The 12409-nt window shown below is 68.9% G+C and carries 8 protein-coding genes; 6 read left to right on the top strand and 2 right to left on the bottom strand.

Annotated elements, in window-relative coordinates:
- Positions 1-67 precede the first annotated feature (67 nt).
- Together ACT6S0_RS08370 and ACT6S0_RS08365 are read right to left on the bottom strand one after the other, a co-directional pair.
- On the bottom strand, positions 68-1150 hold the full coding sequence (locus tag ACT6S0_RS08370; protein WP_444763440.1) for a LacI family DNA-binding transcriptional regulator: 1083 nt from the start codon (positions 1148-1150) through the stop codon (positions 68-70).
- Between the two features lie 58 nt (positions 1151-1208).
- A complete protein-coding gene (locus tag ACT6S0_RS08365; protein WP_444763439.1) occupies positions 1209-3329 on the bottom strand; it encodes an alpha-glucuronidase family glycosyl hydrolase in 2121 nt (706 codons plus the stop codon).
- 257 nt (positions 3330-3586) lie between these two features.
- On the opposite strand from ACT6S0_RS08365, the gene ACT6S0_RS08360 reads away from it, so the two are divergent.
- From ACT6S0_RS08360 to xylB, 6 genes are all read left to right on the top strand, one after another.
- Positions 3587-5107, top strand: coding sequence for an MFS transporter (locus ACT6S0_RS08360; protein WP_444763438.1), 1521 nt, complete (start codon positions 3587-3589; stop codon positions 5105-5107).
- A gap of 8 nt (positions 5108-5115) precedes the next feature.
- A complete protein-coding gene (locus tag ACT6S0_RS08355) occupies positions 5116-6315 on the top strand; it encodes an ROK family protein (protein ID WP_444763437.1) in 1200 nt (399 codons plus the stop codon).
- Between the two features lie 19 nt (positions 6316-6334).
- On the top strand, positions 6335-7969 hold the full coding sequence (locus ACT6S0_RS08350) for a glycoside hydrolase family 43 protein (protein ID WP_444763436.1): 1635 nt from the start codon (positions 6335-6337) through the stop codon (positions 7967-7969).
- A 137-nt stretch (positions 7970-8106) separates the two neighbouring features.
- On the top strand, positions 8107-9660 hold the full coding sequence (locus tag ACT6S0_RS08345; RefSeq protein ID WP_444763435.1) for an MFS transporter: 1554 nt from the start codon (positions 8107-8109) through the stop codon (positions 9658-9660).
- Between the two features lie 45 nt (positions 9661-9705).
- Entirely contained in the window at positions 9706-11022 is a 1317-nt protein-coding gene (gene xylA / locus ACT6S0_RS08340; protein WP_444763434.1) for a xylose isomerase, read from the top strand.
- Between the two features lie 106 nt (positions 11023-11128).
- Positions 11129-12409, top strand: a 1281-nt coding sequence (gene xylB / locus ACT6S0_RS08335; RefSeq protein WP_444763433.1) for a xylulokinase, incomplete at its 3' end; no start/stop codon positions are given.

Below are 12409 nucleotides of genomic sequence, written 5' to 3'. Positions count from 1 at the left end.
TACAAGGGAGGCTTTTCTCTGTGCCTCTGTGCCTCTGTGCCTCTGTGGATGCCTTTGGCTTTCAGAATTAGGCGCCCTTGCGCAATGGCGGACGCAGGCGCGGGGCGGCGTCGGACTGGCGGCGCACCAGCTCGAAGGCCATCAGCTCATGCTCGCAGGGCAGCGGCTCACCGCTGCGGCGGGCGCGGATGTGGCGCACCAGCAGGTCGACGGCTGCGCCGGCCATCTCCATGATGGGCTGGCGCACGGTGGTCAACTCGGGCCAGATGGTGGTGGCCAGCGGCGCGTCGTCGAAGCCGACGACGGTCAGGTCGCTGGGCACGTCCAGGCCCATGCGGTGGGCGATGGCCACGGTGGCCGCGGCCATGTCGTCGTTGCTGGCGAAGATGGCGGTCGGCCGCTGCTCCTGCGACAGCAGGAACTCGGCCGCATCCAGGCCCGAGCGGTAGGTGAACATGCCTTGGGCGACAACCTCTTCCTCGGCGATGTTGAGGCCCGCGTCGGTCATCGCGGCATGGAAGCCCGCCAGGCGGCGCGAGCTGCTGCTCTGGTAGGGGTCGCCGATGATGAAGCCCAGGCGGTGGTGGCCCAGGTTCAGCAGGTGGCGCGTCATGTCATAGGCGGCCTGATAGTCATCGATGCCGACGGCGCAGACGGCCTCGGGCGGCACGCCGCTGGAGACGACGACGGCCGGCGTGTCGGTCTCGGCAACCAGCTTGAGCAGGGGTTGTGAATCGCAGAAGGGCGGCGGCAGGATGAGGCCGTCGATGCCGTTGGCGATCATCTCGGAGACCGGCTTCTCCTCGCCGTCACGCGCCGCTTCGCAGCGCTGCACGACCAGCTGCACATGGCGCAGCGTGGCCTTGTTGAGCAGACCGATCAGAAACTCGTTGAGGTAGCCGGCCGTCGGGTCGATGTAGAGCATGCCGATGCGGATGGGCTCCGACCCGGCCAGATGACGCGCTGCCTGGTTGGGCAGGTAGTTCAGCTCGGCGACGGCGGCCTGCACCTTCTCGCGCGTGCCGGGGCGTACGTTCTGCTCGCCATTGATGACCCGCGACACCGTCATCGGCGATACCCCCGCGAGCTGGGCGACATCGGCGATGGTGGCGACCTTGGGACTGCGCCCGGAGCGAGCGGTTGGCTTCAAAGGGGTCCTTCGAACGAGGGTGGGGTTGTTTGCGCAATCATATTTGGGCCGCGCATTCTCAGCCGCCGCGGCCCGGCGCGAAGTTGAATTGCAACACCTTGTACTCTTCCAGCGACCGCTCCGGCGGCCGCACGCCGGCCGGCAATGGCAGGCCCGAGACCGCCTGGAAGTAGGCCACGCAGGCATCGCGCCACCAGCGCGCCTCGGCCTCCTGCACGGCCAGGTAGGCGGCGACTTCGGCATGGCGCTGCGGGTCGATGTCGGCCTGCAGCGCGGCCCAGCGCCGGCGCAGGTCGCCCACCGTCGCCACGCCGCGGTCGTAGCGTGACACCAGCTCGGCCCACAGCGTGCGGCCCGAGGCCATGCGGTGATCCCAGGGCAGCCGATGGAACCACAGCAGCAGGTTCTCGGGCGTCGTGGCCGGGTCGGCAAAGCGCTGCGCCAGCTCGGGCGCGTACTGCGCCACCGCATTGCTGCCGCGCGGCGAGCGGTCGAAGCCAATGCCGTCGCGCGCGGCGCGGTGGAAGTAGACCGGGTTCCAGTCGGCACGCTCCAGGTTGTCAACCCACGGCGCCGGGCCGTGGTGATGGCCGGTGCCCATCAGGTGGTGCAGGCCGAGCGGCGTCATGTAGTCGACCGCCGCCTCGCGCGAGGCCAGCATCATGGCGACGATCGCGTCAACCGCAGGCGGCTTGACGGTGAAGGTCTGCTGCACCCATTCACGCGCCACATCCCCCGCCGCCAGCTCATGGTCCCAGGCCATGCGCCCGTAGGCATACCAGTTGGCCTGGTCGAAGTGGGAGCCGCTCCAGTTGCGGTCGGTGCCGATGTTGGCCACGCCGGCCATCGCGGTCACCTGGGCGGCCACCGTCGCACCCTGTGGCTTGACGCGGGTGTCGGCCTTCAGCGTTTCCTCAAACATCGGGCCGAGGTAGACGAGGTGGGTCGAGAAGCCGAGATATTCCTTGGTGATCTGCAGCTCCAGCGCCAGCGGCGTGGCGGGCATGGCCCCGAACAGCGGATGGAAGGGCTCACGCGGCTGGAAGTCGATGGCGCCGTTCTTCACCTGCACGATGACGTTGGGGGCGAACTTGCCGTCCAGCGGCTTGAACTCCGCGTAGCCCTGCGCGGCGCGGTCGCTCGCGTCGGGCGAGTAGACGAAGGCGCGCCACAGCACCACGCCACCGTGGGGTGCCAGGGCCTCAGCCAGCATGTTGGCGCCGTCGGCGTGATTGCGGCCATAGTCCTGCGGGCCGGGCTGGCCCTCGGAGTTCGCCTTGACAAGAAAGCCGCCGAAGTCGGGAATGACCTTGTAGATCTCTGCCGCCTTGGTCTTCCACCAGGCCCGCACGGCCGGGTCCAGCGGGTCGGAGGTCTTCAAGCCGCCCAGCTCCGCCGGGGACGAAAAGCGCGCCGACAGGTAGACCTTGATGCCATGCGGCCTGAACACGTCGGCCAGCGCCGCGGCTTTGGCCAGGAAGGGCGCGGTCAGCGAATCGGCCTTGGCGTTGACGTTGTTCAGCACCGTGCCGTTGATGCCCAGCGAGGCATTGGCGCGGGCGTAGTCGACATAGCGCGCATCGCGGATGTCGGGCAGCTTCCACCAGTCCCAGATCGACGCGCCGGCATAGCCGCGTTCGACCGTGCGGTCCAGGTTGTCCCAGTGGTTGAGCAGGCGCAGGCTCAAGCGGGGCGACGAACGCGCATCCAGCCTGCCCAGATCGACCCCGGTCTGCGCCGCACGCAGCCAGGCATGGCTGCCGTAGAGCAGGCCGATGTCGGAGTTGGCCGCGATGACGGTCACCGCCCGCCCCTGCAGTCGGGTGCTGCGCAACAGATAGCCCTCGGGGCCCAGGTCGGCCCAGGGCAGGCTCAGGCCGGCCGGTGCGTTCGCCGGTGTCGCCAACACCAGCGCGCCGTTGGCGGGCTTGCTCGCGGACGCCAGTGGGCGGCCGCCCAAGCCCGCCACGCCGCGCCTGAGTTCGGCAACGGCGGCCTGCAGCGTCGCAGACGCCGGCTGCGCATGCACGACGCTGCGGGGCAGCGCCGCCTGATTGGCCGCGGGTAGCGCTCGGTAGCGCAGCCAGAGTTCATAGCCGTCTTCCGGCGTCGCGCTCCAGGCGGGATGCAGCACGGCAGCCAGCAGCGCGCCGGCCAGGGCTTGGGCCCATGTCTTCATTCGGTCTCCTCAGAGTGAGCCCCGCCGCGGTGTCGCCACCCCGGACTCGCGGGAATGTTAGAGATTTCTCGCTTGCGCAAAGCAAAATGGTAGCGCTACATTTGAGCCTATAACAAGCTTTTCCAAGCCTTTCCTCAGAGGCGCCGCCGAGCGCCCCGTCCCGGAGACCGCACATTGACCCCTGACCACGCCGCCCCGGCTCCCGCGACATCCGCGCGCGCCACTGCGCCCATGGCGACCTCGCTCAGGGTGGCGTGATGCTGACCTCCACGGCCATGCCGGTGGGCCGGCAGCGCTGGGTCATCTGCGCCCTGCTCTTCGTCGCGACGACCATCAACTACATCGACCGCAACGCGCTGTCGGTGCTGAAGACCAGCCTGCAGCAACCTCTCGAAGCCGGCGGCCTGGCGTTGACCGATGCCGACTATGGCTGGATCACCTTCGCCTTCACCGCCGCCTATGCCGCCTTTCCGCCGCTGATCGGCATCGCCATCGACCGCTTTGGTGTCAAGCGCAGCCTGGCCGTGGCCCTGCTGATGTGGTCCGCAGCGGCGGCCGCGCATGGGCTGGTCGCCTCGGTGCTGGGCCTGATCATCGTGCGCTTCCTGCTCGGCATGGCCGAGGCCGCCCACTTCCCCGCTGCCATCAAGGCCGTGGCGACCTGGTTCCCGCAGCAAGAGCGGGCGCTCGCCACCGGCATCTTCAACTCCGGCACGGCACTGGGCATCATCGCCTCGCCCATCACCGTGTGGCTGGCGCTCAGCTTCGGCTGGCAGTTCGCCTTCGTCGCCATCGGCGCTGCTGGCCTGGTGTGGTTGATCTTCTGGCAGCACGGCTACCACGCCCCCGAACGCCACCCGCGCGTGTCCCGCGCTGAACTGGCCCACATCCAGTCGGGCCAGGCCCCGCAGGAGCAGGCCGTCAAGCTCCCCTGGACGGCGCTGCTGCGCTTCCGGGCGATCTGGCCCTTCCTCATTGGCAAGTTGCTGACCGACCCGGTCTGGTGGTTCTTCCTGTTCTGGCTGCCGTCCTATCTGGAGCGCGAGCGCGGCCAGAACCCGCTCAAGAGCGCCGGCCTCGTCGCGTTGATCTACCTCGGCTCCAGCGTCGGCTCGATCTTCGGCGGCTGGCTGTCAAGCACGCTGCTGCAGCGCGGCTGGTCGGTCGGCCGCGCGCGCATGACCGCCATGGGCCTGGCCGCGGCCTGCATGCCGGGCGCCATCCTGGCCTACTACAGCGACAGCTTCGCGCTCTGCGTCGGCCTGATCACGCTGGCCACGGCCTGCCACCAGGCCTGGTCGGCCAACCTGCTGACGTCGGCGACCGACCTGTTCCCAACCAAGGTCTCCGGCGCCGTCATCGGCCTGGGCGCCACGGCAGGCGGCATCGGCGGCATGTTCATCGCACTGCTGGCGGCCCTGGCCGTGCAGTGGACGGGCACGCAGCAATGGGTGTTCGTGTTCGCCGGGCTGATGCACCTGACCAGCCTGGGCATCTTCTGGCTGTGGTTCCGAGGCCGCTTCGACCGCGTGGATGTCGACGCCGGCATGGACATGCACCAGGCGCACCGCCCGCTGCTCGTTGTCGGCGGGCTGCTGACGACGGCCGGCGCGCTGCTGGCCTGGGTCATCGCCGCGAACTGGGATGCCTGCGTCGCCGCGGCCAAGTTCTCGGGCGCGGCGCAGGCGCTGACGGCCGCCATCGGCGTGGGCCTGATCGGCCTGGCCTTGCTGCACGCCGGCCGCCCCCACGCCGCGGGCCGGCCGCAAACCCTCTGAAGGCCGGCATGCAGTTCACCGCCGACCAACACCTGCTCAAGGACCTCAACCGCATGGCCATCGTGCGGCAGCTGAGCGCCTGGCCCGGGCAGTCGCGCGCGGCGCTGGCCGAGTCGCTGCAGCTGACCAAGTCCACCGTCAGCGCCCTGGTGAAGGAGCTGCTCGCCGAGGGCTGGCTGCTGGAGCGCGAGGTCGTCGCCACCGGCGAGCTGGGCCGCCGACCCACGCCACTGTTCGTGCATCCGGGGCGCCTGGCGCTGCTGGGTGCCGAACTGGGCGTGGACGGGGTGCAGGTCGTCGCCACCTCGTTGACCGGCGACGTGCTGGCCCGCGCGCGCTCGCCGCTGGACGCCAGCCGCGATCCCCACCTGGCCCTGGTGCGCGCGGCCAAGCTGCTGCAGCAGATGCAGGCGCGGCTGGACACGCCGGCCCAGCAGGTCATCGGCATCGGCGTCGGCCTGCCCGGTGGCGTCGATGAGCAAACCGGCCACCTGCACTTCGCCCACAACCTCGGCTGGCGCGATCTGCCGGTGGGCCGGCTGCTGGCCGAGCATCTGCGCGGCACGCCGCTGCAGGGCCTGCCGCTGTTCGTGCAGAACGAGGCCGATGTGGCGGCGCTGGGCGAGCTGGAGTTCGGCACCGACAGCCGCTCCGACCCGTTGATCTACCTCAGCCTGGGCCTGGGCGTCGGCGCGGGCGTCGTCGTCGAGGACCGGTTGCTGACCGGCGCGCGCGGCCTGGCTGGCGAGGTCGGCCACATGACGCTGGAGATCGACGGCCCGCGCTGCAGCTGCGGCCGCCGCGGCTGTGCCGAAGCCCTGATCGGCTTTCGCGCCATGCTGGGCGCCTGTGACGCAGCCGGCGGCCTGGCCGAGGTGCAGCGCCGGTTGCGCGCCAAGCAGGCCGACAGCGTCGAGGCCGTCGCCAGCGCGGGCCGGCATCTGGGCATGCTGCTCGGCAATCTCTGCGCCGCCTACGACCCCGCACGCATCGTGCTCGGCGGCGCCGCGGTCGAACTTGGCGCCCCGTTTCTCGAACACGCCTTCCGCACGCTGGAAAGCAATGCCGCCGCCGCGGGCCTGACGCCACCACTGGTCACCCTGTCGCGCTTTGGCGCCGACGCGGTGGCCGTGGGCGCCGCCGCCCTGGCGCGCTACCGACTCACCCGCCCCCTGATCGCCGCCAGCCGTCTGGCCGCGGCCGCCTGACCCTCCCGCTCTCCGACCCATGATCACCAATCCCATCCTGCCGGGCTTCCATGCCGACCCCTCGATCTGCCGCGTTGGCGACGACTACTACATCGCCACCTCCACCTTCGAGTGGTGGCCCGGCGTGCGCATCCACCATTCGCGCGACCTCAAGCACTGGCGGCACCACAGCTATGCCTGCACCCGCAAGAGCCAGCTCGACCTGACCGGCCACCCCGATTCGGCCGGCGTCTGGGCGCCCTGCCTGAGCTATTCGGGCGGCCAGTTCTGGTTGATCTACACCGACGTGCGCAGCACCATCGGCGCCTTCAAGGACACGCACAACTACCTCATCACCGCGCCCAGCATCGACGGCCCCTGGAGCGAGCCCATCTACCTGAACAGCTCGGGCTTCGACCCCAGCCTGTTCCACGACGAGGATGGCCGCCACTGGCTGATCAACCAGCAGTGGACGCATGTGCCGGGCAAGAACCATTTCAACGGCATCCTGCTGCAGCAGTACGACCACGAGGCCAGGCGCCTGGTCGGGCCGGTGAAGAACATCTATGCCGGCACCGAGCTTGGCGTTGTCGAAGGCCCGCACCTGTACCGCCGCAACGGCTGGTACTACCTGCTGACGGCCGAGGGCGGCACCTTCTACGAGCATGCCGTGACGCTGGCGCGCTCGCGCGCCATCGACGGCCCTTACGAGACGCTGCCCGGCAACCCGCTGCTGACCGCCTGGCAGCAGCCCACCGACGGCCTGCAGCGCAGCGGCCATGCCAGCCTGGTCGAGACGCAGAACGGTGACTGGTACCTGGCCCACCTCTGCGGCCGGCCACTGGAATGGAGCGGCCCGAACGCCGACCAGCAAAACGGCGTCTACGAGAACCTGCACTGCCCGCTGGGCCGCGAGACGGGCATCCAGCGCATCGTCTGGCGTGACGACGACTGGCCCGAGATCGCGGGCGGCGGCAATGCGCCGCGACTGCAGGTGGCCGAACCCGGCCTGCCCGAGCATGTCTTCCCGGCCGAAGCGCCGCGCGACGACTTCGACACCGCGACGCTCAACCCCCACCTGAACTCGCTGCGCCTGCCCTTCGATGACAGCTGGATCACGCTCACCGAGCGCCCCGGCTTCCTGCGCCTGAAGGGCCGCGAGTCGCTGATGAGTCTGTTCGACCAGAGCCTGGTCGCGCGCCGCCAGCAGCACTTCAACTGCCGCGTCGAGACGCGCCTGGAGTTCGCGCCCGCACTCTTCCAGCAGATGGCCGGCCTCGTCGCCTACTACAACACCAGCAACCACGCCTACCTGCACGTCAGCCGCGACGTCGACAGCGGCCGGCGCGTGCTGCGCCTGACCGTCAACCGCGACGCGGCGCTCAGCGAGCCCACCAGCGCCGTCGAGCTGGCCGACGGGCCGGTGGACCTGGCCGTCGAGTTCAGCCACGCCACCTACCAGTTCCATTACGCGCAAGATGGCAAGGCCTGGACCGCCTTCGGCCCGGCGCTGGACACCGCCATGCTCAGCGACGAGTTTGCGACCCAGTTCGTCAATGGTTTCGCGCGCAGCTTCGGCTTCACCGGCAACTTCATCGGCATCGCCTGCCAGGACCTGTCCGGCCAGCGGCTTGCGGCGGACTTCGATCACTTCAGCTACGAGGCCCTGGAATGAAAACCAAAGGCAACCACAGAAACACGGAGCCACAGAGAAAGGCCTTCTCCGTATCTCCTCTGTGCCTCTGTGCCTCTGTGGTTGCATTTCGACATTGAGCTCCGTCCACGCCAGAACAACGACACGAGACAAAACCCATGGCCACCACCCACCAACCCCTGTCCTTCATGGAGAAGGCCGGTTACAGCTGCGGCGACGCGGCTGCAAACCTGGTCTTCATGTCCATGATCCTGTTCCAGCTGAACTTCTACACGGACGTGTTCGGGTTGAGCGCGAGCACGGCCGCGGCGATCCTGCTGTGGCCGCGGTTGTGGGACGCCGTCTTCGATCCCATCATGGGCGTGCTGGCCGACCGCACCAACACGCGCTGGGGCAAGTTCCGCCCATGGGTGTTGTGGACCTCGGTGCCCTGGGCCGTCGTCATGGTGCTGGCCTACACGTCGCCCGACCCGGCCTGGGGCTGGAGCACCGGCATGGTGGTGGCCTACGCCGGCATCACCAACACGCTGCTGATGACGCTGTACTCGATGAACAACATGCCCTACTCCGCTTTGGGCGGCGTCATGACGGCGGACCTCAACGAGCGCACCAAGCTCAACTCCTACCGCTTCGTGTCGGTCAACGTGGCGCAGTTCGCGGTCGGCGGCCTGACGCTGCCACTGGTGGCCAAGTTCGCGCAGGGCGCCGACCGCGCGCATGGCTGGCAGGTCACGATGACGATCTGGGCCGCTGCCTGCCTGGTGCTTTTCCTGGTCACCTTCTTCACGACCAAGGAGCGCATCAAGCCCATCGTCGAGACCCGCAGCTCGCCCCGCCAGGACTTCACCGACCTGCTGAAGAACGGCCCATGGATCGCGCTGGTGGCCTACACCCTCTTCCACTTCGCGATGCTGGCCCTGCGCGGCGGCGCCCACTACAACTACTACCACCACTACGCCGACAAGGCGGCGATGTTCGACTTCCTGGCCGCCGTCGGCCTGACGACGCCCGACCTGCAAAGCACCGGCAGCCTGGCCGACAGCCTCGGCTACATCGTGCACGGCACGCGCGAGCAGCTCGCCAGCTCCAACGTGGCCGATGTGTTCAACAGCATCATCAACATGGCCGGCACCGCGACGACCATCATCGTCATCATGCTGTCCATGGGCCTGTCGGCGCGCTTCGGCAAGCGCACGGTGGCGATCGCCTGCTTTGCGCTGTCGACGTTGACGGCCTGCGCCCTCTACCTGCTGCCGCCCTCCGCCGTGTGGGCCATGCTGGGCCTGCAGATCCTCGGCGCCATCGTCTACGCGCCGACCTGCGCCGTCATGTGGGCCATGTATGCCGACGCCGCCGACTACTCCGAATGGCAGACCGGCCGGCGCTTCACCGGCATGGTGTTCGCCACCATCGGCTTCTCGCTGAAGACGGGGCTGGCGCTCGGCTCTGCGGCGCTGCTGTGGATCCTGGCCGGCCTGTTCGGCTACGACACGCAGGCGCCCGCCGCGCCCAATGCCATCGAGGGCTACCGCTTCATGTCCAGCATCTTCGTCGGCGCGCTGTTCGCCGCCTGCGCCGTCTGCATGCTCTTCAACAAGCTGAACAAGCAGACCACGCTGCAGATGGCCGGCGAGCTCGCCGAGCGCCGCCGCAAGGCCGGCGTCAACCCCGATGACGACGCCGGCCCCGCCGCGGTGCCGGCCACCGCCTGAACCCCCATCCACACCCAACTGATCCCGCTAGTCAAGGAACCCGCCATGAGCACCGCCTATTCCGACCTCCCCAACGTGGCCTACGAAGGCCCCACCTCCACCAACCCGCTGGCCTACCGCTGGTACGACGCCAAGCGCGTGGTGATGGGCAAGACGCTGGCCGAGCACCTGCGCCCCGCCGTCTGCTACTGGCACAACTTCTGCTGGAAGGGCGAGGACATCTTCGGCCTCGGTGCCACCGCCCATGCACGCAGCTGGTTTTCCGAGACCGACCCGGTCAAGGGCGCCTACGGCAAGCTCGACGCCGCCTTCGATTTCTTCGGCAAGCTCGGCCTGCCCTACTGGTGCTTCCACGACCGCGATGTGGCCCCTGAAGGCGCCAACCTCGCCGAGTCCAACCGCATCCTCGACGGCCTGCTTGAAGCCGCTGCCAAGAAGATGCAGGACCAGAAGATCGGCCTGCTGTGGGGCACGGCCAACCTGTTCTCCAACCCGCGTTTCATGAGCGGCGCGGCCACCAACCCCGACCCCGAGGTGTTCGCCTACGCCGCCGCGCAGGTCAAGCATGCGCTGGAGTGGACGAACCGCCTGGACGGCCAGAACTACGTGCTGTGGGGCGGCCGCGAAGGCTACGAGACCCTGCTCAACACCGACCTCAAGCGCGAGCTGGCCCAGTACGGCCGCTTCCTCGCCGCCGTCGTCGAGCACAAGCACAAGATCGGCTTCAAGGGCACCATCCTCATCGAGCCCAAGCCGCAGGAACCCACCAAGCACCAGTACGACTACGACAGCGCCACGGTCCACGGTTTCCTGAAGACCTATGGCCTGGAGAACGAGGTCAAGGTCAACCTCGAGGTCAACCACGCCACGCTGGCCGGCCACAGCTTCGAGCATGAAGTGGCCACGGCCTGCGCCCTGGGCATCTTCGGCTCCATCGACGCCAACCGCGGCGACGAGCAGCTGGGCTGGGACACCGACCAGTTCCCCAACAACCACGCGGCCCTGGTTCCGGCCATGCTGGAGATCATCCGCGCCGGTGGCTTCACGACGGGCGGCACCAACTTCGACGCCAAGGTGCGCCGCCAGTCCATCGACCCGACCGACCAGCTCGAAGGCCACATCGGTGGCATGGACACGATGGCGCGTGCCTTCCTCAGCGCGGCCGCCCTGTTCGAGAGCGGCCAGCTGGAAAAGGCCGTCAGCGAGCGCTATGCCGGCTGGAACGGCGAGCTCGGCCAGAATATCCACGGCGGCGCCAGCCTGGACGACCTGGCTCAAATCGTGCACGCACAGGGCATCTCGCCGCAGCCGCGCTCGGGCCGCCAGGAGCGCCTGGAAAACGTCGTCAACAACTTCGTCTAAAGCCAAGACGACCACAGAGCCACGGAGGCACAGAGCAAGCACAGAGAAGATTTCTCCGTGTCTCTGCGTCTCTGTGGTTGCATTCCCGCATCTGGATCACTGACCCATGTTCTTAGGCATCGACCTCGGCACGTCTGAGCTCAAGCTCTTGCTCCTCGACGAACGGCACCACATCGTCGCCACCACCGGCGTCGCGCTCACTTTGCAGCGCCCGCAGCCGCTGTGGAGCGAGCAGGACCCCGCCGCCTGGTGGGCCGCGCTCGATACCGGCATGGCCAAGCTCAAGGGCGAGCACGGTGCCGCACTCGCGCAGGTGCGCGGCATCGGCCTGTCCGGCCAGATGCATGGCGCTGTCACGCTGGATGCCGCCGACCGCGTCCTGCGGCCGGCCATCTTGTGGAACGACGGCCGCAGCGCAGCGCAGTGCGCCGAGATGATGGCCGCCTGCCCCGAGCTGCCGGCCATCACCGGCAACCTGGCGATGCCGGGCTTCACGGCGCCCAAGCTGGCCTGGATGCGCCAGCATGAGCCCGAGCTGTTCGCCCGCGTCGCCAAGGTGCTGCTGCCCAAGGACTGGCTGCGCCTGCAACTCAGCGGCGAGTTCGTCAGCGAGATGAGCGACGCCGCCGGCACGCTGTGGCTGGACGTGGCCCGGCGCCGCTGGTCTCCCGAAGCGCTGGCGCTGACCGGGTTGAACGAGAGCCACATGCCGCGCCTCGTCGAAGGCAGCGAACCGAGTGCCGGTCTCAAGCAAGACCTGGCCGCGCGCTGGGGCCTGCAATCCGGCATTCCTATCGCAGGCGGCGGCGGTGACAACGCGGCCAGTGCCGTCGGCATGGGCGTCGTCAAACCCGGCCAGGGCTTCCTGTCGCTCGGCACCTCGGGCGTCATCTTCCTGTGCAACCCCGCCTTCAGCCCCAACCCCGCCCGCGCCGTGCATGCCTTCTGCCACGCACTGCCGGGCACCTGGCACCAGATGAGCGTCATGCTCAGCGCGGCCAGCGCGCTGCGCTGGGTCACGCAGCTGCTGGGCGAGGCCAGCGAGGCGGCCCTCATCGACAAGGTCGCGGCACTGACGCCGGCCCAGCGCGAGCGGGCGCCGATCTTCCTGCCCTACCTCAGCGGCGAACGCACGCCTCACAACGACGCCAACGCGCAAGGCGTGTTCTTCGGCCTCACGCATGAGCACGACGCCGCGGCGCTGGGCTATGCCGTGCTCGAAGGCGTGGGCTTCGGCCTGCTGGACGGCTGGCAGGCCTTGCAGGCCGGCGGTGGCGCGGCCGAATCGCTGTGGCTGGTCGGCGGCGGCGCGCGCAGCGCTTGGTGGGCACGGCTGCTGGCCTCGCTGCTGAACACGCGCCTGGTCACCGGCGTCGGCGCCGAAGCC

Source organism: Roseateles sp., from assembly GCF_052436255.1.
GTDB lineage: Bacteria > Pseudomonadota > Gammaproteobacteria > Burkholderiales > Burkholderiaceae_C > Pelomonas.
This window is presented reverse-complemented; position numbering and strand designations above follow the sequence as displayed.